Annotated in this window: 18 protein-coding genes; 11 read left to right on the forward strand and 7 right to left on the reverse strand. The window is 64.7% G+C overall.

The features are described 5' to 3' along the window. The first annotated feature begins 897 nt into the window (after positions 1-897). Positions 898-3618, forward strand: a complete 2721-nt coding sequence (locus ACFQU0_RS20995; protein WP_382204081.1) for a cation-transporting P-type ATPase — start codon at positions 898-900, stop codon at positions 3616-3618. Positions 3619-3625: 7 nt separating this feature from the next. Here ACFQU0_RS20995 and ACFQU0_RS21000 read toward each other — a convergent pair whose 3' ends face one another. From ACFQU0_RS21000 to ACFQU0_RS21020, 5 genes are all read right to left on the reverse strand, one after another. After that, complete coding sequence (locus ACFQU0_RS21000; protein ID WP_382204083.1) at positions 3626-4780, reverse strand: MFS transporter; 1155 nt, start codon at positions 4778-4780, stop codon at positions 3626-3628. Between the two features lie 14 nt (positions 4781-4794). Beyond that, positions 4795-5142 (reverse strand): Hpt domain-containing protein, encoded by a 348-nt coding sequence (locus ACFQU0_RS21005; protein ID WP_382204085.1) that lies wholly within the window; start codon positions 5140-5142, stop codon positions 4795-4797. A gap of 16 nt (positions 5143-5158) precedes the next feature. Beyond that, positions 5159-5716, reverse strand: a complete 558-nt coding sequence (locus ACFQU0_RS21010) for an NUDIX hydrolase (RefSeq protein ID WP_382204087.1) — start codon at positions 5714-5716, stop codon at positions 5159-5161. 29 nt (positions 5717-5745) lie between these two features. Next, complete coding sequence (locus ACFQU0_RS21015; protein ID WP_382204089.1) at positions 5746-6807, reverse strand: TRAP transporter substrate-binding protein; 1062 nt, start codon at positions 6805-6807, stop codon at positions 5746-5748. An 87-nt stretch (positions 6808-6894) separates the two neighbouring features. Next, a complete protein-coding gene (locus ACFQU0_RS21020) occupies positions 6895-7599 on the reverse strand; it encodes a fumarylacetoacetate hydrolase family protein (protein WP_382204091.1) in 705 nt (234 codons plus the stop codon). A 104-nt stretch (positions 7600-7703) separates the two neighbouring features. Between ACFQU0_RS21020 and maiA the strand changes: the two genes are divergently transcribed. After that, positions 7704-8381, forward strand: a complete 678-nt coding sequence (gene maiA / locus ACFQU0_RS21025) for a maleylacetoacetate isomerase (RefSeq protein WP_382204093.1) — start codon at positions 7704-7706, stop codon at positions 8379-8381. After that, positions 8381-9184 carry a peptidoglycan editing factor PgeF gene (gene pgeF, locus ACFQU0_RS21030; protein ID WP_382204095.1) on the forward strand — a complete coding sequence of 268 codons (804 nt, stop codon included), beginning with the start codon at positions 8381-8383 and terminating at the stop codon, positions 9182-9184. Before maiA ends, pgeF begins: the two co-directional genes overlap by 1 nt. Here the strand turns inward: pgeF and ACFQU0_RS21035 are convergent. Continuing rightward, positions 9104-9418: a hypothetical protein gene (locus tag ACFQU0_RS21035; RefSeq protein ID WP_382204097.1), complete on the reverse strand. Its 315-nt coding sequence runs from the start codon at positions 9416-9418 to the stop codon at positions 9104-9106. The genes pgeF and ACFQU0_RS21035 overlap by 81 nt on opposite strands. A gap of 109 nt (positions 9419-9527) precedes the next feature. Between ACFQU0_RS21035 and ACFQU0_RS21040 the strand changes: the two genes are divergently transcribed. From ACFQU0_RS21040 to dusA, 5 genes are all read left to right on the forward strand, one after another. Further along, a complete protein-coding gene (locus ACFQU0_RS21040) occupies positions 9528-11315 on the forward strand; it encodes a PHA/PHB synthase family protein (protein ID WP_382204099.1) in 1788 nt (595 codons plus the stop codon). Positions 11316-11347: 32 nt separating this feature from the next. Continuing rightward, on the forward strand, positions 11348-12526 hold the full coding sequence (locus ACFQU0_RS21045) for an acetyl-CoA C-acetyltransferase (protein ID WP_382204101.1): 1179 nt from the start codon (positions 11348-11350) through the stop codon (positions 12524-12526). 61 nt (positions 12527-12587) lie between these two features. Beyond that, a complete protein-coding gene (phbB, locus tag ACFQU0_RS21050; RefSeq protein WP_382204103.1) occupies positions 12588-13325 on the forward strand; it encodes an acetoacetyl-CoA reductase in 738 nt (245 codons plus the stop codon). Positions 13326-13519: 194 nt separating this feature from the next. Continuing rightward, positions 13520-14638: a protein adenylyltransferase Fic gene (gene fic, locus ACFQU0_RS21055; RefSeq protein ID WP_382204105.1), complete on the forward strand. Its 1119-nt coding sequence runs from the start codon at positions 13520-13522 to the stop codon at positions 14636-14638. Positions 14639-14720: 82 nt separating this feature from the next. After that, a complete protein-coding gene (gene dusA, locus ACFQU0_RS21060; RefSeq protein ID WP_382204107.1) occupies positions 14721-15740 on the forward strand; it encodes a tRNA dihydrouridine(20/20a) synthase DusA in 1020 nt (339 codons plus the stop codon). Between the two features lie 18 nt (positions 15741-15758). Here the strand turns inward: dusA and ACFQU0_RS21065 are convergent, their stop codons facing one another. Continuing rightward, entirely contained in the window at positions 15759-16418 is a 660-nt protein-coding gene (locus tag ACFQU0_RS21065) for a GntR family transcriptional regulator (protein WP_382204109.1), read from the reverse strand. Between the two features lie 90 nt (positions 16419-16508). Here ACFQU0_RS21065 and scpA point away from each other — a divergent pair, with 90 nt between their 5' ends. The 3 genes from scpA to ACFQU0_RS21080 are packed head-to-tail and all read left to right on the forward strand — an operon-like array spanning position 16509 to position 21212. Beyond that, positions 16509-18659 (forward strand): methylmalonyl-CoA mutase, encoded by a 2151-nt coding sequence (scpA, locus tag ACFQU0_RS21070; protein WP_382204111.1) that lies wholly within the window; start codon positions 16509-16511, stop codon positions 18657-18659. Further along, a complete protein-coding gene (gene meaB, locus ACFQU0_RS21075) occupies positions 18656-19660 on the forward strand; it encodes a methylmalonyl Co-A mutase-associated GTPase MeaB (protein WP_382204113.1) in 1005 nt (334 codons plus the stop codon). Before scpA ends, meaB begins: the two co-directional genes overlap by 4 nt. Before the next feature lie 19 nt (positions 19661-19679). Next, a complete protein-coding gene (locus ACFQU0_RS21080) occupies positions 19680-21212 on the forward strand; it encodes an acyl-CoA carboxylase subunit beta (RefSeq protein WP_382204114.1) in 1533 nt (510 codons plus the stop codon). Positions 21213-21248: the final 36 nt, after the last annotated feature.

A 21248-nucleotide genomic window follows, 5' to 3' on the forward strand; every position in this document is an offset into this window, starting at 1 on the left:
TCAACGGTCTACCCAGACCACCCCCGCGCCAGTGCTAGCTTTGCGTACCGTCACTTATTGCACTGAAAACGAGGAGACCCCGAGAGGTACGCATGTCAGAGGTACGCACATCGGTACGCACATGGACGCCAGAGCGACGGCAGCGACAGCGCGAGGCAATCCAGCGGTGGAAGCCCTGGCAGCAAGCCACCGGCCCAAGAAGCGCGGCAGGTAAGGCGGCATCGGCGCGCAATGCCTACAAAGGCGGGCATACCGTCAAGCTGCGGCGGCTGATCGTGGAGTTGAACGGGCTACTTCGGGAGCAACGCGACCACCTGCCCTGTGGCGATTGCTGACCCAGGTGTGTGAAAGGTACTCCCTGGCACTTTGCCTGACGGGTAGTTCGCGCCCCGAGCTTTGACAGTTTTTCGGGGGCACAGGGATTGTTGTTTCTTACCCCTGGCCGTGGCGCGCTGTGGGGGTGCTGCAACAGGTCGGGGGAAATTTCAAAGCCCCCAGGCTGTGCCCCGGTGGCAACGGCAAAACCGGGGTATCAAGGCCGTCACCGGGGAACAAATCGGGGAACAAATGACATTGTCAGTTTCAAATGTTCAACAAAATCAAATGGTTGGGTGATTCTTTGGAATCCCGCCACGCATTCGAAAAGCCTGAGGTTTCACGACCTCAGGCTTTTTTTTCGCCTGCGCCTGCGCTTGGGCTGTCGGTTGAGCCACATCAAATCAGCGTGTCACAGCGATTTCTACAATGATCTGTGCGTTTGACGATCCACCGGCGATCTCGCTCTCGATTTCCCGTTCAGGTTTCCGTGCCTGCGTGGCTGTTGCTGGCTGGCACTGTGGCATCTCAAACACCGCTTGAACCGCAAGACGCTGCCCACAAAGGCGCGAGGAAGTTGCCATGTCCCCTCCGCACGCCCCTTTGGCTGAGCCAGCAGCGACAGCACCCTGTTGGCATGCACTGGCCGCCGACGTCACGTTGCAGTCCTTGGGCAGCAACGCACATGTGGGCTTGCGGGCCGACGAGGCAAAAACCCGCCTGGCGCAACATGGTCCCAACCAGTTGGCTGTGGCCCACCGTCGCCCGGCGTGGCGCCGTTTTCTGTTGCAGTTCCACAACCCGCTGATTTATGTGTTGATCGCAGCGGGCTTGGCGACGTTGGCGCTCCGGGACTATGTGGACAGCGGTGTGATTTTTGGTGTGGTGCTGATCAACGCTTTGATTGGACACATCCAAGAGGGCAAGGCCGAGCGCGCGCTGGATGCCGTGCGGGGCTTGCTGGCGTCCCGCGCCAACGTGCTGCGGGGTGGCGAACGGCACCAGATCGATGCCGCCGGGCTGGTGCCGGGCGACGTGGTCTGGCTGGAGTCGGGCGACAAGGTGCCGGCCGATGTGCGGCTGTTGCGCACCAAGAACCTGCGGTTGGTGGAAGCGGCACTCACCGGCGAATCGGCGCCGGTAGAAAAGACCGTGGTGCCGGTGCCTGCCGACGCCGCCATGGGCGACCGGCTGTGCATGGCGTACTCGGGCACGCTGGTGGCGTTTGGGCAGGGCCAGGGTGTGGTGGTGGCCACGGGCGCCCAAACCGAGATCGGTCGCATCGGCAGCCTGGTGGGTGAGATGCACACGCTGGCCACGCCACTCACGCGCCGACTCGACCAGTTTGCGCGTCAGATCACCGCTGTCATTCTGGGTGTTGGCGCACTCACCTTGTTGTACGGTCACTGGGTCGCGCAGATGCCGATGATGGAGGTGTTTCTGGCGGTGGTGGGCTTGGCCGTTGCCGCCATCCCAGAGGGTTTGCCGGCGGTCGTCACCATTGTTCTGGCCATCGGTACGCGGGTGCTGGCGCGCAACAAAGCCATCGTGCGGCGCCTGCCGGCGGTGGAAACGCTCGGCTCGGTCACGGTGATCTGTTCCGACAAAACAGGCACCCTGACCCGCAACGAAATGACCGCCGTGCGCGTGCTGCTGCCAGGCGCCGAACTGGCGGTGACGGGCACCGGCTACGCGCCGGAGGGCGGCTTTTTGCACCACGGGCGGTCGCTGGACCCAGGCGACAACCCGGTGCTGATGGACCTGGCCCGTGTGGCGCTGTTGTGCAACGACGCGCGTTTGCACACCGGCCCAGAAGCCACCTGGCAACTGGTGGGTGACCCGACCGAGGGCGCCCTGCTGACGCTGGCGCTCAAAGCGGGGTTGAACCTGTCCGAAGTGCTGGCCCAATGCCCGCGTCTGGACGCGATACCGTTCGAGTCTGAGCGGCAGTACATGGCCACGCTGCACCACGACCACGAAGGCCACCACCTGGTGCTGCTCAAGGGCGCACCAGAGCGTGTGCTGGCGCTGTGTGCCACCCAGGCCGGTGGCCAGCCACTGGACCTGGCGCACTGGCACGCTGCCTTGGCACGCGCGGCCGGCGTGGGCGAACGTGTGCTGGCGCTGGCCCAGTCCCGCTGGGATGTCTCCCGGCACGAAATCGATGTGCAGGACATGCGGGGTGGCTTCGAGTTGCTCGGTTTGGTCGGCATCATCGATCCGCCGCGCGACGAGGCGATTGCTGCGGTGGCCGATTGCCAGCGCGCTGGCATACGGGTGAAGATGATCACCGGCGACCATGCGGTCACGGCCGCAGCCATCGGTCGGCAACTGGGGTTGGCGGCCGATACGGCGCTCACGGGCGATGTGATCGAAAGCCTGGACGACCAGCAACTGAAAACCCGCGCACTGGACACCGACGTGTTTGCCCGCGCCAGCCCGGAGCACAAGTTGCGCTTGATCGCGGCGCTGCAGTCGCAAGGGCATTTGGTGGCCATGACGGGGGATGGCGTCAACGATGCGCCCGCGCTCAAGGCGGCTGACATCGGCGTGGCCATGGGCGGCAAGGGCACAGATGCCGCGCGCGAGGCGTCGGACCTGGTGCTGACCGACGACAACTTCGCCACCATAGCCCGCGCGGTGCGCGAAGGGCGGGTGGTGTTCGACAACATCAAAAAGTCCTTGATGTTCATGCTGCCCACCAACGGTGGCGAGGCCGGCGTGATTTTGCTGGCCATTTTTGCCGGCCTGCCCCTGCCGGTGACGGCGGCGCAAATCTTGTGGGTCAACACCGTGACCTCGGTGACATTGGCACTTGCGTTGGCCTTCGAGGCGCCAGAGCGCGGGGTGATGGACCACGCGCCCCGGCCGGTGGACGAGCCCATCGTCACTGGCGCGCTGGCGCGCCGCATCCTGTTTGTGATGCTGCTCATGGTGGCGGCCACCTTTGTTGTTTTCAACTGGGAGCTGGCGCGTGGCAGCAGCCTGGAGACTGCGCGCACCGCCGCCGTCAACATGATCGTGGTGAGCGAAATGTTCTATCTGTTCAACGTGCGCCGTTTCACCGACCACGCGTTCCGGCTGGAGACCCTCACCGGCAACCGCATGGCCGTGCTGGTGTTGGCCATCCTCATCGTGCTGCAACTGCTGTTCACCTACGCACCCACCTTGCAGTTGCTGTTCCGCAGTGTGGCGCTGGACGCCGCTTCGTGGGGCCTGATCCTGCTGCTGGGGGTGGCACTGTTCTGCGCTGTGGAGCTGGAAAAAGCCTGGCTGCGTCGCGCGGGTGCGTTCCGGATGTGAGCCTGCGTCAGCGTGCTGGGTCGGCCTTGAGCCAGGCCAGCACACCCAACGCGCTCAGGCCCAGCGCGGTGGACACCCACATGGCATCTGTGCCCCAGCGCGCCACACAGGCGCCAAACAGCAGCGGTGCCAGCGCCTGTGCCAGCCGCGATGGCGCCATGATCCAGCCTTGGCGCTGACCGTAGCCTTGTGGCCCGAACAGGGCCAGCGGCAACGTGCCCTTGGCGATGGTGAGGATGCCATTGCCCACGCCGTGCAACACAACCAACGCCGGGCTGGCCACCGGCCCCAGCGCCAGCCAGGAGGCGGCACCCAGCGGGTGTGCGAGTGCGGCCACGCGTGCCGACCAGACGGGATGGAAGCGCTGCATCAAGCCGTATTCGGCCAGGCGGCCAGCCACCTGTGCCGGCCCCACCAGCGCGGCAGTGGCCACCGCCGCCGACAGGCTGGCGCCGTGCGCCATGAGCAATTGCGGCAAATGGGCTGCCATGGCCGTGCTGATGAACCAGGTGGCGGCAAACACGTAGGCCAGTGCCCATGCCACGCGGCGCGGCGGCTGGGTGGGCGCAGACGCGCTGGCCGCTTGCACAGCCGCCGACTGCATTTGTCGCTGAGGTTCGGCGGCGCGTGCCTGCGGCAGGCTGGCATTGAGTGGCAGGCCGAGCACCAGGTGCAGCACGGCCCAGGTGGCACAGGCTTCGCGCCAGCCCCAGGTGTGGGCCAGCCAGGCCGTGAGCGGCCAGCCCACGGTGCTGGCAAAACCCGCCAGCAGGGTGATGCCGGTGATGGCCGAACGGGCGTGTCCGCCCTGAATGCGCACCAGGGCGGCAAACGCCGCGTCATACAAACCACAACCCATGGCCACGCCAAGAACCAGCCAGCCCACCCACAACACCGCTGGTGTGGGCGCGAGCGCCAAGGTCAGCAGACCGGTGGCGAACAGCAGGCTGACCAGACTGAGCACACGGCGGCCACCGTGGTGGTCGATCGCGCGGCCGCTGAACGGCCCGAGCAGCGCCGACACGCCCAGCGCCAGGCTGAAACCCAGCCACACCTCCGTGGCGGCCATGCCCAGTTCGGCGGCCATGGCACCGGCCAGCATGGCCGGCAGGTAGTAGGACGAGGCCCAGGCCAGCGTCTGGGCGCTGCCCAGGCGAAGCACCAGCGAGGTGGTGTTCAGGTCCGCACCCAGCCCGATTCGACGTAGGCGTTGGCGGTCTCCAGCGCCAGCGCCGCCACACGCGCCACGGTGGTGTCGAGTTCGGTGCTGCCCAGGCCGGTGGCGGCCAGCTTCTCGATCTGTGCGGCCAACGCCCCCAGTTGCTCAGCGCCCATGCTGATGCTGCTGCCCTTGAGGCTGTGGGCGGTGCGCCGCAGTGCCACCCAATCGCCCGCGCTCAGCAGCGCCACCAGGTGGGCGCTTTGTTCGGGCAAACCGTCAACGTACAGCTTCACGATGCCGTCGAGTTCGTCACCCAGCGCTTCGCGCAGTTCGTTCAGGGTGGCGTGGTCGATGAGCTGCATAGGGCGCTGTGCCAGGTCAGGCAATGTCGAGGGTGTGAAAACCGAAGTGTCCGCTTCGGCGGTCGGCAAAATAGCACAGCAGTGTTTCTCTGACCGTGCGGAAGGCGATGTCGTCCCAGGGGATCTGATCTTCGGTGAACAGGCGGGCCTCCTGGGTTTCGTGCCCGGGGTCAAATTGGTCGCTCAGCAGCCGTGCGCGGTAGTACATGTGCACCTGGCCCACCCGCGCCACGTTGAGTAGCGTGTACAGCGGGCCCATTTCGATTTGGGCGCCAGCTTCCTCGTCGGTCTCTCGCGCCGCGCCTTCGGCGGTGGTCTCGCCCAGTTCCATGAAGCCGGCGGGCAAGGTCCATTTGCCTAGGCGGGGTTCGATGTTGCGTTTGCACAGCAACACCCGCTCGCCGGTCTCGCCCCACACGGGCACCGTGCCCACCACATTGAGCGGGTTCTCGTAGTGGATGGTGTGGCAGGCGGGGCAGACGGCGCGCACGCGCGTGTCACCATCATCGGGCACCCGGTGTTGCACCTGGGTGCCGCACACACGGCAGTGGTTGACGGGGAAACGCGGCAGCATGCGACGAGTGTAGCGTCGCCGCAGGTCCCTCAAGCCTTGGCGGGTCTGGTCGCCTTGGTGTGTTTGTCGATCAGGCTGCGTGCGGTGTCGAGCAGCTTGCGGCCGTCGAAGCCGCGCTTGTTCATGTCGTCCACCCACTCCACCTCCACCTGGCGGGCCTTGCGGCGGAACTCCTGCGCATCGGCCTGGGGAATGGTGTAGATCGTGTTGCCACGGTCGGCAGCGGCCTTGCGGCCCGGCACGTCACCCGCCTGCTGCACCTGGCCCAGGTAGGCCGAGGTGGCCATGCCCGAGTTGGCGTCGATGATTTTCTTCAGGTCGGGCGCCAGCGATGCGTACTTGGCCTTGTTCATGCCCATCACGAAGGTGGTGGTGTACAGCGCGCCGCCGGCAGGGTCGAACTCGCTGTGGAACTTGGTCAGCTCGTGCACCTTGACGGCGGGCACCACTTCCCAGGGAATGGCGCAGCCGTCGATCACACCCTTGGACAGCGCGTCCGGAATCTGCGGCAGTGGCATGCCCACCGGCGTGGCGCCCAGGTAGCCCAGCATCTTGGTGATCTGGCGGGTGGGGCCGCGCAGCTTCATGCCGCGCAGGTCATCGGGGTGCCGGATCTGTTTGTTTTTGGTGTGGAACATACCCGGGCCGTGCACCTGCAGGGCGATGGGCTGGATGTCCTTGTACTCGTCGGCCGCCATGGTCTGGATGTACTCCCAGAAGGCCTTGGAGGTGGCCTCGGCGTTGGTCATCATGAAAGGCAGCTCGAACACTTCGGTGCGCGGGAAGCGCCCAGCGGTGTTGCCGGGCAGCGTCCAGACGATGTCGACCACGCCGTCTTTGGCCTGGTCAAACAGCTGCACCGGCGAGCCGCCCAGCTGCATGGCCGGGTAGGCCTCGAACTTGATGCGCCCGCCCGACTCCTTTTCGACCTTGTCCATCCACCACTTGTGCATGTTGAGCCACACGTTGGACTGTGGCGCCATGAAGGTGTGGAACTTGAGCGTCACGCTTTGTTGGGCAAAGCCCACCAGGGCGGGGGCGCCCAGCGCCACGGCGGCGGAGGACTGGAGCAGGGTGCGGCGCTGGATCATGGGAAGTCTCCTGGGGGTCTGAGGTGGGCGCGAGTGTAGCCCCGGGGTTGGTCTGGGCTCAATCCGCGTATCTACTGAAGCGGGGCCTTATGCCACCGCCACACGGATGGGTGTGAGGCCCCCCACGCCACCGTCCATCACGTCGCCAGCTTTCACGGCGGCCACCCCTTCGGGTGTGCCGGTGTAGATCAGGTCGCCGGCTTGCAATTCCCAGGCGGCCGACAGGTGTTCGATGGTTTCGGCGATGTTCCAGATGAGCTTGGACACGTTGCTGCGCTGGCGGTCGGCCCCGTTCACCTGCACCCAGATGTCGGCCTGCGCAATGTCGCCTGCCTGTGCGGCGGGGGTGATGGGGCCGATGGGGGCGGACTGGTCGAAGGCCTTGCCGATGCACCAGGGGCGGCCCTGCTTCTTCATGTCGTTTTGCAGGTCGCGCCGCGTCATGTCCAGGCCCACGGCGTAGCCGTAGATGTGCTTGAAGGCGTCGGCCGCCTGGATGTTTTTGCCACCGGTGCCAATGGCCACCACCAGCTCGATTTCGTGGTGCAGGTTGCTGGTCTGGCTGGGGTAGGTTATTGCTGCGGTCTGCCCGGCATCGGCCACCACGATGGCATCGGCCGGCTTGAGAAAAAAGAAGGGCGGCTCGCGACCGGTGAAGCCCATTTCCTTGGCGTGTTCCTCGTAGTTGCGGCCCACGCAGTAGATGCGGTGCACCGGAAAGCGGGCCGGCTGGCCCACCACCGGGACCGAGACCGTGGCAGGGGGGGCGAACACAAAAGCATCAAGCGACATGGGTTTTCCTGAAGGTGTGTGGACTGACCGAGGCGGGCAGTGTGCCACGCTCAGCAGGGTTTGTTGGCCCGTGGTTTTGCGAGGCTGGGTTTATCCTAGCGCCCATGAAGCTCTACAACTTTTTCCGTTCGGGCACCTCTTTCCGGGTGCGCATCGCCCTCAACCTCAAGGGCCTGTCTTACGAGTACCTGCCCGTGGCTTTGCCCAAGGGCGAGCACAAGCAGGACGCCTACCGCGCGTTGAGCCCCGACACCCTGGTGCCCGTGCTGGATGTGCAGGGCGACCCCGACCAGGCGCTGTTGAGCCAGTCCATGGCCATCATCGAATACCTGGACGAAACCCACCCCCACCCGCCGTTGTTGCCGGCCGATCCGCTGGGCCGCGCCCGCGTCCGCGCTCTCGCCCAAACCGTGGCCTGCGAAATCCACCCCGTGAACAACCTGCGCATCCTCAAGTACCTGGGCAGCACGCTCCAGGTCACCGACGCACAGCGAGACGCTTGGTACAACCATTGGGTGCTGGAAGGTCTGCAGTCGTACGAGCGCCGTTTGCAAGACCTGGCCGCGCAGCGCGCCGCCGCCGGTTTGCCGCCCTCGGTCTATTCCTACGGCGACACGCCCACCCTGGCCGACTGCTGCCTGGTGCCCCAGGTGATCAACGGCACACGTTTTGGCCTGAAGTACGAGAACCTGCCTTTGACGATGGCCGTTCACGAGGCCTGCATGAAACTGCCCGCCTTCCAGCAGGCCCATCCGTCGAACTGCCCGGACTTCACGCCCTGATGGCTGAGTCCGACTGGCTGGTGCCTGAGTGGCCGGCACCGGCGCGCGTGAAGGCCATCTTCACCACCCGCGCGGGCGGTGTGTCGCAGGCGCCTTTTGACAGCCTGAACCTCGGCGACCATGTGGGCGATGCGCCCGACGCCGTGGCGACCAACCGCCAGCGCCTGGGTGGCGCCATCCACGCCGCCCCGGTGTTTTTGCAGCAGGTGCACGGCGTGGCGGTGGCCCACCTGGACCGCCCAGCACCCGCGCCCGGTGTGCTGGTCGCCGATGCCTGCCTCAGCGCCGAAGTGGGGCAGGCCTGCACCATCATGGTGGCCGATTGCCTGCCCATCCTGTTGACCGACCGCGCGGGACGCTGGGTAGCCGCCGCCCACGCGGGCTGGCGCGGGTTGGCAGGGCGGCAAGGCGTTGGCGTCATCGAGTCGGTGCTGGCGGCGTTGCGCGCGCGCGCGGCTGAGGCGGGCGAGTCGGTGGCCGATGCCGATTGGTTGGCCTGGCTGGGCCCCTGCATCGGTCCAACGGCATTTGAGGTGGGGCCCGAGGTGCAGGCGGCATTCACCGACACCTTGCCCGCCGCGCAGGTCTGTTTTGTGCCTCAGCCTCAGGGCAAATTCCTTGCCGATCTGGCGGGGCTGGCGCGGCAGCGCCTGCAGGCCGCCGGCGTCACGTCCATGTGGGGCAACGACGGCTCCGCCGACTGGTGCACCGTCGGCCAAGCTTCACGTTTCTTTTCGCACCGGCGCGACGCCGGGCGGCTCGGCAGCACCGGGCGCATGGCCGCCTGCATCTGGCTCGGCTGAGGCCGGCGCCTGGGCCTGCGCGGCCTGCCAGGCCGCCAGTTCCGCAGCCTCGCGGGCCTTGATCTTTCGTTTGCGCGCGGGGGTCGACATCAGGTAAACCACCAATGCCATGGGCCCAAGACCGTAGAGCAAAAAGGTCACAATGGCACCCAGGACACTGCCTTCGGGGTTGGTGGCCTCGGCGAAGGCCATCATCAAGGTGACATACAGCCAGGCTATGACTACGAGGTACATGGTGTTGAGTCAGTGGGAGGTAAGGGATGGGCCCGCATCATCGGGCCTGATAGCGCATGGAACGCCTCTTGCTGCACAGCGATAATGCCCTATCACGTTGGAGACACGTATGAGTTCAGAACCGAATTGGCTGGCCGCCGCGCAACAGTTCCAGCAACAGCTGGTCGATCAATGGACGAAGATAGCGCAAGGCACGGTCAAAGTACCTGACCTCGCGGAAAACCCCTTGATGGCCGCCATGCAGGCCGCGGTGCCCAGTGGGGCAGGGGCCAACGGTTGGGGCTTGCCCGTGGGGGCCACCGATCTGTTCAAGGCCGCCAACGGGCAGCCGGTGTCGTTCGACATGGGCAAGCTGCTGGAGATCCAGCGCAACTACCTGACCGAAGTGGCCGAACTCTGGAACCAGGGCTTGCAGGCCAAACCCCTGGCCGACCGCCGCTTCTCCAGCGAAGCCTGGAGCAAAAACCCCGTGTCGGCCTTTTCGGCCGCGGCCTATCTGCTGAATGCGCGCACCCTGATGGCCATGGCCGAGGCGGTGCAGGGCGACGCAAAAACCCGCAACCGGGTGCGCTTCTCAGTGCAACAGTGGATCGACGCCAGCTCGCCCAGCAATTTCCTGGCCTTCAACGCTGAAGCCCAGAAAAAAGCCCTGGAAACGCAAGGCGAGAGCATTGCCAAAGGCATGCAGAACCTGCTGCACGACATGAAGCAGGGCCACGTGTCCATGACGGACGAGAGCGTGTTCGAGGTGGGCAAGAACGTGGCCACCACCGAAGGCGCGGTGGTGTTCGAGAACGAGCTGTTCCAGCTCATCGAATACAAACCGCTGGGTGCCAAGGTGTTTGAGCGGCCGTTCCTGATGGTGCCGCCCTGCATCAACAAGTTCTACATCCTCGATCTGCAGCCCACCAACTCCATGATCCGCTACGCGGTGGAGCAGGGCCACCGCACTTTTGTGGTGAGCTGGCGCAACCCCGACGAGTCGATGGCCCAGGTCACCTGGGACCAGTACATCGAAGACGCGGTCATCCGCGCCATCGACGTGGTGCGCGACATCACAGGCGCCGACACCATCAACGCGCTGGGCTTCTGTGTGGGGGGCACCATGTTGTCCACCGCGCTGGCCGTGCTGGCCGCCCGTGGCCAGCACCCGGTGCAAAGCGCCACGCTGCTGACCACGCTGCTCGATTTCACCGACACCGGCATCCTCGACGTGTTCATCGACGAGAACTTCTGCAAGTTCCGTGAGATGCAGTTCGCCCAAGGCGGCCTCATGCCCGGACGTGATCTGGCCACCACCTTCAGCTTTCTGCGCCCCAACGACCTGGTGTGGAACTACGTGGTGGGCAACTACCTCAAGGGCGAAACCCCGCCGCCCTTCGACCTGCTCTACTGGAACAGCGACGCCACCAACCTGCCCGGCCCCTACTACACCTGGTACCTGCGCAACACCTACCTGGAAAACAACCTGGTCAAGCCGGGAGTGGCCACGGTCTGCGGCGAGAAGATCGACTTTCGCCAGGTCAAGCTGCCGGTTTACATCTACGGCTCGCGCGAAGACCACATCGTGCCCATCGGCGGCGCGTACGCCAGCACCCAGCACCTGCCCGGCCCCAAGCGTTTTGTCATGGGCGCGTCCGGCCACATCGCCGGGGTGATCAACCCACCTGCGGCCAAGAAGCGCAGCCACTGGATTGGCCCAGCCAACAAATTCCCGGCCAACGTCAACGACTGGATCGCCAGCGCCAAGGAGCACCCGGGCAGCTGGTGGACGGACTGGGCCGACTGGCTCAAGGGCCACGCGGGCAAACAGATTGCCGCGCCCAAAGCCTACGGCAGCCGTGCCTACAAGGCCACCGAGCCGGCCCCTGGCCGCTACGTCAAGGCCAAGGCTTGAGAGACACAACCGATTTGCAACAGGAGAAGCACATGGAAGACATCGTCATCGTTTCGGCCGCCCGCACCGCCGTGGGCAAGTTTGGTGGTTCGCTGGCCAAGACACCGGCCACCGAACTGGGCAGCATCGTCATCAAGGAACTGCTGGCGCGCACCGGCCTGCCCGCCGACGCCATCGGCGAAGTGATCATGGGCCAGGTGCTGGCTGCAGGCGTGGGCCAGAACCCAGCCCGCCAGGCCATGATGAAGGCCGGCGTGGCCAAGGAAACCCCCGCGCTGACCATCAACGCCGTTTGCGGCTCAGGCCTCAAGGCGGTGATGCTGGCCGCGCAAGCGGTCGCCTGGGGCGACAGCGAAATCGTCATTGCCGGTGGCCAGGAAAACATGAGCGCCAGCCCCCACGTGCTCAATGGCAGCCGCGACGGCCAGCGCATGGGCGAGTGGAAGATGGTCGACACCATGATCGTGGACGGCCTGTGGGACGTGTACAACCAGTACCACATGGGCATCACCGCTGAAAACGTGGCCAAGGCTCACGGCATCACCCGCGAAATGCAGGACGCGCTGGCCGCAGGCAGCCAGGCCAAGGCCGCCGCCGCCCAGGCCGCCGGCAAGTTCAAGGACGAAATTGTGGGCGTGAGCATCCCGCAGCGCAAGGGCGATCCGGTGCTGTTCAACAGCGACGAATTCATCAACGGCAAGACCACCGCCGAGGTGTTGGCTGGCTTGCGCCCCGCGTTTGACAAGGCCGGCTCGGTCACCGCCGGCAACGCATCGGGCATCAACGACGGCGCGGCCGCCGTGATGGTGATGAGCGCCAAGAAGGCCGCAGCCCTGGGCCTGACGCCGCTGGCGCGCATCGCCGCTTTCGGCACCAGTGGCCTGGACCCGGCCACCATGGGCATGGGCCCGGTGCCAGCCTCGCAAAAGGCCCTGGCGCGCGCCGGCTGGAAGGCCAGCGATGTGGACCTGTTCGAACTCAACGAAGCTTTTGCCGCTCAGGCTTGCGCCGTCAACCAGGCGCTGGACATCGATCCGGCCAAGGTCAACGTCAACGGTGGCGCCATTGCCATCGGCCACCCCATCGGTGCGTCCGGTTGCCGCATCCTGGTGACGCTGCTGCACGAGATGCAGCGCACCAACGCGAAGAAAGGCCTGGCGGCCTTGTGTATCGGCGGTGGCATGGGGGTTTCCCTCGCTGTCGAGCGCTGAGAAGCGCCCTAGCATCACATTCGCATTCCAGTTTCCACAACGACAACAGAGGAACACACACATGAGTCAAAAAGTTGCATACGTCACCGGTGGCATGGGTGGCATCGGTACCGCGATCTGTCAGCGCCTGCACAAGGAGGGCTTCAAGGTGGTTGCTGGCTGCGGCCCCACGCGCGACCACGCCAAGTGGATCGCTGAGCAAGCCGCGCTGGGCTACACCTTCTACGCGTCGGTGGGCAATGTGGGCGACTGGGACTCCACCGTCGAAGCCTTCAGCAAGACCAAGGCCGAACACGGCAGCATCGACGTGCTGGTCAACAACGCCGGCATCACCAAGGACCGCATGTTCCTGAAGATGTCGCGCGAAGACTGGGACGCGGTGATGAACACCAACCTCGACTCCATGTTCAACGTGACCAAGCAGGTTGTGGGCGACATGGTGGAAAAGGGCTGGGGCCGCATCATCAACATCTCGTCGGTCAACGGTGAAAAGGGCCAGGCTGGCCAGACCAACTACTCGGCCGCCAAGGCCGGCATGCACGGCTTCTCCATGGCCCCGGCGCAGGAGTTGGCCACCAAGGGCGTGACTGTCAACACCGTGAGCCCGGGCTACATCGGCACTGACATGGTCAACGCCATCCGCCCCGACGTGCTGGAAAAAATCGTGGCCACCGTGCCCGTCAAGCGCCTGGGCAAGCCCAGCGAAATCGCCTCCATCATCGCCTGGTTGGCCTCGGAAGAGGGCGGCTACGCCACCGGCGCCGATTTCTCGGTGAACGGCGGTCTGCACATGGGCTGATCCCTCTGGGTGCCCTCACAAAGCCCGCTTCGGCGGGCTTTTTTGTGCGCGCTGGGATAATCGGGGTTTGTCATCGGCATCGACATTCACGCTGTACGTGTCGATATTTCATAAAAACGAGAACACGTTTTGTTGACGTGTCGTTTGTGGCGACATAAGCTGACCATCTGTCGCCAAAACGAGATTTTTGCATCATGACCGACGCCGCCTTTGCCTGGCACCCCGAGCAGCCCCACAACCAGCTCCCAGCGTTGCCCCCGGCGCACGAGCTGGAGACCCGGGCCGTGCTCAAGGCCTGCATCGAGGCCCGCGCCGCGCTGGCCGAGCTGAAGCAGGCCGCCGAGCTGATCCCCAACCAGGCGATGCTGATCAACACCATCCCGCTGCTGGAAGCCAAAGACAGTTCGGAAATCGAAAACATCGTCACCACGACCGACCAGCTGTTCCAGTACGCGCAGGGACACGACAACGCCGACCCGGCCACCAAAGAAGCCTTGCGCTACCGCACCGCGCTGCACCAAGGCTTTCAGTCGCTCAAGGCAAGGCCGCTGAGCACCGCCACCGCCGTGGACGTCTGTCGCACCCTCAAGGGCGTGGACATAGACATCCGCCGCACCCCGGGCACCCAGCTCGCCAACGACCGCACCGGCAAGGTGGTCTACACCCCGCCCGAAGGCGAAGCCTGCCTGCGCGACATGCTGGCCAACTGGGAGCGCTTCCTTCACAACCAGACCGAGCTGGACCCCTTGATCCGCATGGCCGTGGGCCACTACCAGTTCGAAGCCATCCACCCGTTTACCGATGGCAACGGTCGCACCGGCCGCGTGCTCAACATCCTCTACCTCATTCAGGAAGGGCTGTTGAACCTGCCCATCCTGTACCTCAGCCGCCATGTGATCGCCCACAAGGCCGACTACTACCGCCTGCTGCTCAGCGTCACGCGCGACGGCGCTTGGGAGCCCTGGCTGCTCTTCATGCTGCAGGCCGTTGCCGACACCTCCAAATGGACCACCGGCAAGATCGCCGCTATCCGAACGCTGGCCGAACACACCACCGAACACGTGCGCACGCGCCTGCCCAAGATCTACACCCGCGAGCTGGTGGACGTGATCTTTGAGCAGCCCTATTGCCGCATCGGCAACCTGGTGGACAAAGGCATCGCCCAACGCCAGGCGGCCTCCCGCTACCTGCACGACCTGGTGGGGTTGGGCGTGCTGCGTGAAATGCCCTTTGGCAAAGAGAAACTTTTTATTCACCCCAAACTGATGCAGCTGCTCAGCCGGGACAACAACCAGTTCCAGTCTTACGCTTGAAAGCGTCCGTGATGCGCTCAACCAACTCAAACCAGTCTCGGCAGCTCATTGGCATGCACTGCAAAAAGTGTGGACATCAAAAATGCAGATAAATCAACAGGTCAGCCCCTGGCGTTTGTCGGTCGCCCCCATGATGGGCTGGACCGATCGCCATTGCCGCTATTTCCACCGGCTGCTCACGCGCCACACCCTGCTGTACACCGAGATGTTGACCACCGGTGCGCTGATCCACGGCAACGCGGCCCAGCACCTGCGGTTTAACGAAGAGGAGCACCTGGTGGCCCTGCAACTCGGCGGCAGCGAGCCGGCCGACCTGGCCCGCTGCGCGGTGATGGGTGAGCAGCGTGGCTACGACGAGATCAACCTCAACTGCGGCTGCCCGAGCGAACGTGTGCTGCGCGGCGCGTTTGGCGCGTGCCTGATGAACGAAGCCGCGCTGGTGGCCGATTGTGTGAAGGCCATGGTGGACGTGGTGGACATCCCGGTGACGGTGAAACACCGCATCGGCATCGACAAGATCGAGAGCTACGACTTTGCCGCCAATTTCGTCGGCACGGTGGCCGAAGCGGGTTGCAAGGTGTTCATCGTGCATGCGCGCAACGCCTGGCTCAAAGGCCTGTCACCCAAAGAGAACCGCGAGATTCCGCCGCTGCGCTACGACATCGTCTACCGCCTCAAGCGCGAATTTCCGCACCTCACCTTTGCGATCAACGGTGGCATCAAGACCAACGCGGAAATCGCCCAGCACCTGCAGCACGTGGACGGCGTGATGGTGGGCCGAGAGGCCTACCACAACCCCTGGCTGATGGTGGATTGGGACGCCGAGTTTTACGGCGACGCACCGCGCGAGCTCAGCCGGGAGGCGGTGGAGGAAGCCATGGTGGCCTACATGGAACGCGCCCACGGCGAAGACGGTGTGGGCTGGTACTCGGTGGCCAGCCACATGCTGGGTCTGCGCAATGGCCTCAAAGGTGCGCGCCGTTGGCGGCAGGTGTGGAGCGATCACCACCTCAAACCCGAGCCGCCGCGTGAGGTGTGGTGTCTGGCGCAGCACAGACCGGAGACTTTGGCGGCGCAGCCGCACGCGCCCACCCCGGTGTGATTTTGGCCTGACGCGGCTTCAGATGGCCGCTTCCAGCCCGTTGCTGAAATGCTCGCGCATGCGTTGTGCGGCCAGGGCGGGGTTGCGTGCCTGCAAGGCGGTCATGATGGCGCGGTGTTCAAGCAGGGATTCCTCGATGCGCCCGGTCTTGAACAGCGAGTTGTGCCGGTTGAGCTTCATGACCTTGCGCAGGTCGCTCACCATCTGGTCGCGCCAGCGGTTGTTGGCGATGTCCAGCAGGCGCATGTGGAACTGCTCGTTGATCTGAAAGAAGCGCTCGCGTTGGCGCTCGGGGTCGCTACCGGCGGCTTCCAGCTCCTGGTGCAGGCGGTCGAGCTCTGTCAGTTGTTCGTCGCTGGCGCGCTCGGCCACCACCGCCACCGCGTCCGATTCGAGCAGGGACAGCAGGTGGTACACGTCGCTCAAGTCTTTGTCACTCACCTCGGTCACGTAGGCGCCGCGCCGCACCTTCATGGTGATCAGGCCTTCTGCTGCCAGCACCTTGAGCGCCTCGCGCATGGGTGTGCGGCTGATGCCCAGCTCGTCCGCAATTTTGAGTTCGTCAATCCAGCTGCCCGGCTCCAGCTCGCGGTTGAAGATGCGCTGGCGCAAGCGCTCCGCCACCTCTTCGTAGAGGGCGCGAGGGATGATGGTGGCGTCAGGGCGGGTGTCGAACATGCGGAACGTGATTGTAGAGCAACTTAATTTTGCATCAATAATTATGAATCATGTAGAATCCCGGCACCCCTGAAAACCCTTGCCCTTGTCATGAGCACCTTCGAATTCAAGCCTGCCAGCCTGTCCGACTGGGAAAAAGCCGCCGCCAAATCGCTCAAGGACAAACCGCTGTCCAGTCTGAACTGGGTCACGCCCGAGGGCATCACGGTCAAGCCGCTGTACACCGCCGAAGACACGGCCACGCTGCCCCACACCAACACGCTGCCGGGTTTCGAGCCCTTCATTCGCGGCCCGCAAGCCACCATGTACGCGGTGCGCCCCTGGACCATCCGCCAATACGCGGGCTTCTCCACCGCTGAAGAATCCAACGCCTTCTACCGCAAGGCGCTCGCGGCCGGCGGGCAGGGCGTGTCGGTGGCGTTCGATCTGGCCACCCACCGCGGCTACGACAGCGACCACCCACGCGTGACCGGTGATGTGGGCAAGGCGGGTGTGGCCATCGACTCGGTCGAGGACATGAAGGTTTTGTTCGACGGTATCCCGCTGGACAAGGTGTCGGTGTCCATGACCATGAACGGCGCCGTGCTGCCGGTGTTGGCCGGCTACGTGGTGGCGGCGGAAGAGCAGGGCGTGGCGCAGGACCAGCTGAGCGGGACCATCCAGAACGACATCCTCAAGGAGTTCATGGTCCGCAACACCTACATCTACCCGCCCGAGCCGTCGATGAAGATCATCGGCGACATCATCGAGTACACGGCGAAGCACATGCCGAAGTTCAACTCGATCTCGATCAGCGGCTACCACATGCAGGAAGCGGGCGCCAACCAGGCGCTGGAGCTGGCCTTCACCCTGGCCGATGGCAAGGAGTACGTGAAGACCGCCATCGCCAAAGGCATGGACGTGGACGACTTCGCTGGCCGCCTCAGCTTCTTCTGGGCGGTGGGCATGAACTTCTACCTGGAAATCGCCAAGATGCGCGCCGGCCGCCTGCTCTGGACGCGCATCATGAAGGGCTTCAACGCCAAGAGCCCCAAGAGCCTGATGCTGCGCACACACAGCCAGACCTCGGGCTGGAGCCTGACCGAGCAGGACCCTTACAACAACGTGGTGCGCACCACCATCGAAGCCATGGCGGCCGTGTTCGGCGGCACGCAGTCGCTGCACACCAACAGCTTCGACGAAGCCATCGCGCTGCCCACCGAGTTCAGCGCCCGCATCGCGCGCAACACCCAACTGATCATCCAGGAAGAGACCCACATCACCCACGTGGTGGACCCCTGGGCCGGCAGCTACATGATGGAGAGCCTGACCAACGAGATGGCGGACAAGGCCTGGGCCATCATCGAAGAAGTCGAGAAGATGGGCGGCATGACCAAGGCCGTGGACAGTGGCTGGGCCAAACTCAAGATCGAGGCCAGCGCGGCGGAGAAGCAGGCGCGCATCGATTCGGGCAAGGACGTGATCGTGGGCGTCAACAAATACAAGTTGGCCAAGGAAGACCCGATCGACATCCTGGCCATCGACAACGTCAAGGTGCGTGACGGCCAGATCACCCGCTTGCAGCAGATCAAGGCCACGCGTGACAGCGCCAAAGTGCAAGCCGCCTTGGCCGCACTCACGGCAGCCGCCGAGAGCGGGCAGGGTAACCTGCTCGACCTGTCCATCCAGGCCATCCGCCTGCGCGCCACCGTGGGCGAGGTGAGTGATGCGCTGGAGAAGGTTTTTGGGCGCCACCGCGCCGACACACAAAAGGTGACCGGTGTGTACGCAGCCGCTTACGACAGCGCCGAAGGCTGGGAACAACTCAAGGCCGAAATCAACGACTTCGCCATCGCCCAGGGCCGCCGCCCGCGCGTGATGATCAGCAAGCTGGGCCAGGACGGCCACGACCGGGGCGCCAAGGTGGTGGCCACGGCGTTTGCAGACCTGGGTTTCGATGTGGACATGGGACCGCTGTTCCAGACGCCCGAGGAATGCGCCCGCCAGGCGATTGAAAACGACGTGCACGCCGTGGGTGTCAGCACCCTGGCCGCCGGCCACAAAACGCTGGTGCCGTCCATCATTGCGGAGCTGAAGAAACAGGGCGCCGATGACATCATCGTTTTCGTGGGCGGCGTGATCCCGCGCCAGGACTACGACTATCTCTACGAGGCCGGCGTCAAGGGCATCTACGGCCCCGGCACACCCATCCCCGCCAGCGCCAAGGACGTGCTGGAGCAAATCAAAAAGGCGATCGGGTGACACCTGAGGCCTTGTTCGAGGGTGTGGTGCGTGGCACGCCGGCGCAGCAGCGCCGCGCCATGGCCAAGGCCATCACCCTGCTTGAATCCACGCGGCCGGACCACCGTGCCCAGGGCGACGAGCTGTTGACCACACTGCTGCCCCACACCGGCCAAGCGCTGCGCTTGGGCATCAGCGGTGTGCCCGGCGTGGGCAAAAGCACATTCATCGAGGCATTGGGTCTGTACCTGATCGCTCAGGGCCACCGCGTGGCGGTGCTGGCGGTCGATCCCTCGTCCACCGTGTCCGGTGGCTCCATCCTGGGCGACAAGACACGCATGGAGCACCTGAGCGTGCACGAGAAGGCTTACATCCGCCCCAGCCCCAGCAGCGGCACCTTGGGCGGCGTGGCCGAAAAAACGCGCGAGGCCATGCTGGTGTGTGAAGCGGCGGGTTACGACGTGGTCATCGTCGAGACGGTGGGCGTGGGCCAGAGCGAGACGGCGGTGGCCAACATGACCGACATGTTCTGCCTGCTGCAACTGCCCAACGCCGGCGACGACCTGCAAGCGATCAAGAAGGGTGTGATGGAGTTGGCCGACCTGGTGGTCATCAACAAGGCCGACATCGATCCCGACGCTGCCACCCGCGCCGAGGCGCAAATCACCTCCAGCTTGCGGCTGCTGGGACTGCACGGCAACCCCGATCACGCCCACCACGACACGGCCATCTGGCACCCCAAGGTCATCCAGATCAGCGCGCTGCTGGGCCAGGGCGTGGACAGTTTCTGGTCAGCCGTGTGTCAATACCGCGACGTACAAAATGCCAATGGCCGCTTCGCTGCGCGGCGCCAAGGCCAGGCCAAGGCCTGGATGTGGGAGCGCATCGACGCCGCCCTGAAACAACGCTTCCGCCAGCACCCGCAAGTGCAGGCCCGTCTGGGCCCCGCCACCGACGCGGTGCTGGCCGGCACGCTGCCCGCATCGACGGCGGCGCGTCAACTGCTTGAACTGTTCGACTGAATTTTTCCGGAGACCCCTCATGCAAGAAATCCTGCAACAACTGGAAGCCAAGCGCGCTGCCGCGCGCCTGGGTGGCGGCGAAAAACGGATTGCCGCCCAACACGCCAAAGGCAAGCTCACTGCCCGCGAGCGGCTGGAGGTGCTGCTCGACGAGGGCACCTTCGAAGAGTGGGACATGTTTGTGGAGCACCGCTGCACCGACTTCGGCATGCAGGACCAGAAGATCCCCGGCGACGGCGTGGTGACGGGCTACGGCATGATCAACGGTCGCCTGGTGTTCGTGTTCAGCCAGGACTTCACCGTCTTCGGCGGCGCGCTGTCTGAAGCCCATGCCGAGAAGATCTGCAAGGTGATGGACCAGGCCATGAAGGTGGGTGCGCCGGTGATCGGCCTCAACGATTCGGGCGGCGCCCGCATCCAGGAGGGTGTCGCGTCGTTGGGTGGATACGCCGACGTGTTCCAGCGCAACGTGATGGCCAGCGGCGTGGTGCCGCAGATCAGCATGATCATGGGCCCATCGGCCGGTGGTGCGGTGTACTCGCCCGCCATGACCGACTTCATCTTCATGGTCAAGGATTCGAGTTACATGTTCGTGACCGGTCCCGAGGTGGTGAAAACGGTGACCCACGAGGAAGTGACCGCCGAGGAGCTGGGCGGCGCCATCACCCACACCACCAAAAGCGGCGTGGCCGACCTGGCCTTCGAGAACGACGTGGAGGCGCTGCTGATGCTGCGCCGCCTCTACAACTACCTGCCGCTCAACAACCGCGAGAAGGCGCCGGTGCGCCCCAGCGGTGACCCGATCGACCGCATGGAGTTGAGCCTGGACACGCTGGTGCCCGACAACCCCAACAAACCCTACGACATGAAGGAGCTGATCCTCAAGGTCGTGGACGATGGCGATTTCTTCGAGCTGCAACCCGACTACGCCAAGAACATCCTGATCGGATTTGCCCGGATGGACGGCCAGACCGTGGGCATCGTGGCCAACCAGCCGCTGGTGCTGGCCGGCTGCCTGGACATCAAGAGCAGCATCAAGGCCGCGCGTTTTGTGCGTTTCTGCGATGCGTTCAACATCCCGGTGGTGACCTTCGTGGATGTGCCCGGCTTCATGCCCGGCACGGCGCAGGAATACGGCGGCATCATCAAACACGGCGCGAAGCTGCTGTACGCGTATGCCGAGTGCACGGTGCCCAAGATCACGGTCATCACCCGCAAGGCCTATGGTGGTGCTTACGACGTGATGGCCTCCAAGCACCTGCGTGGCGACGTGAACTTGGCGTGGCCGAATGCCGAGATTGCGGTGATGGGCGCCAAGGGCGCGGTGGAAATCATCTTCCGCGAGGACAAGAAGGACCCGGCCAAGCTGGCCGAGCGCGAGGCCGAGTACAAGGCCCGTTTCGCCAACCCGTTTGTGGCGGGTGCGCGGGGCTTCATCGACGACGTGGTTTTGCCACACGAAACCCGCAAGCGCATCTGCCGCTCGCTGGTGATGCTCAAGGACAAGAAGCTGGAGAACCCGTGGCGCAAGCACGGGAACATTCCGCTGTGATTTCGTGGGCTGTTGCTGTGTCGGTTTTGCGCGCTG

The sequence above is a fragment of the Hydrogenophaga defluvii genome, from assembly GCF_042665235.1.
Classification (GTDB): Bacteria; Pseudomonadota; Gammaproteobacteria; order Burkholderiales; family Burkholderiaceae_C; genus Hydrogenophaga; species Hydrogenophaga defluvii_A.

Bases quoted from the DNA above. Each gene is read 5' to 3' on its own strand.
- ACFQU0_RS21020 (WP_382204091.1), bottom strand. From the start codon at position 7,599: ATGTCGCTTGATGCTTTTGTGTTCGCCCCCCCTGCCACGGTCTCGGTC.
- pgeF (WP_382204095.1), top strand. From the start codon at position 8,381: ATGGCTGAGTCCGACTGGCTGGTGCCTGAGTGGCCGGCACCGGCGCGC.
- ACFQU0_RS21010 (WP_382204087.1), bottom strand. From the start codon at position 5,716: ATGCTGCCGCGTTTCCCCGTCAACCACTGCCGTGTGTGCGGCACCCAG.
- scpA (WP_382204111.1), top strand. From the start codon at position 16,509: ATGAGCACCTTCGAATTCAAGCCTGCCAGCCTGTCCGACTGGGAAAAA.
- ACFQU0_RS20995 (WP_382204081.1), top strand. From the start codon at position 898: ATGTCCCCTCCGCACGCCCCTTTGGCTGAGCCAGCAGCGACAGCACCC.
- ACFQU0_RS21035 (WP_382204097.1), bottom strand. From the start codon at position 9,418: ATGTACCTCGTAGTCATAGCCTGGCTGTATGTCACCTTGATGATGGCC.
- ACFQU0_RS21080 (WP_382204114.1), top strand. From the start codon at position 19,680: ATGCAAGAAATCCTGCAACAACTGGAAGCCAAGCGCGCTGCCGCGCGC.
- maiA (WP_382204093.1), top strand. From the start codon at position 7,704: ATGAAGCTCTACAACTTTTTCCGTTCGGGCACCTCTTTCCGGGTGCGC.
- ACFQU0_RS21040 (WP_382204099.1), top strand. From the start codon at position 9,528: ATGAGTTCAGAACCGAATTGGCTGGCCGCCGCGCAACAGTTCCAGCAA.
- fic (WP_382204105.1), top strand. From the start codon at position 13,520: ATGACCGACGCCGCCTTTGCCTGGCACCCCGAGCAGCCCCACAACCAG.
- phbB (WP_382204103.1), top strand. From the start codon at position 12,588: ATGAGTCAAAAAGTTGCATACGTCACCGGTGGCATGGGTGGCATCGGT.
- ACFQU0_RS21005 (WP_382204085.1), bottom strand. From the start codon at position 5,142: ATGCAGCTCATCGACCACGCCACCCTGAACGAACTGCGCGAAGCGCTG.
- dusA (WP_382204107.1), top strand. From the start codon at position 14,721: ATGCAGATAAATCAACAGGTCAGCCCCTGGCGTTTGTCGGTCGCCCCC.
- ACFQU0_RS21045 (WP_382204101.1), top strand. From the start codon at position 11,348: ATGGAAGACATCGTCATCGTTTCGGCCGCCCGCACCGCCGTGGGCAAG.
- ACFQU0_RS21015 (WP_382204089.1), bottom strand. From the start codon at position 6,807: ATGATCCAGCGCCGCACCCTGCTCCAGTCCTCCGCCGCCGTGGCGCTG.
- ACFQU0_RS21065 (WP_382204109.1), bottom strand. From the start codon at position 16,418: ATGTTCGACACCCGCCCTGACGCCACCATCATCCCTCGCGCCCTCTAC.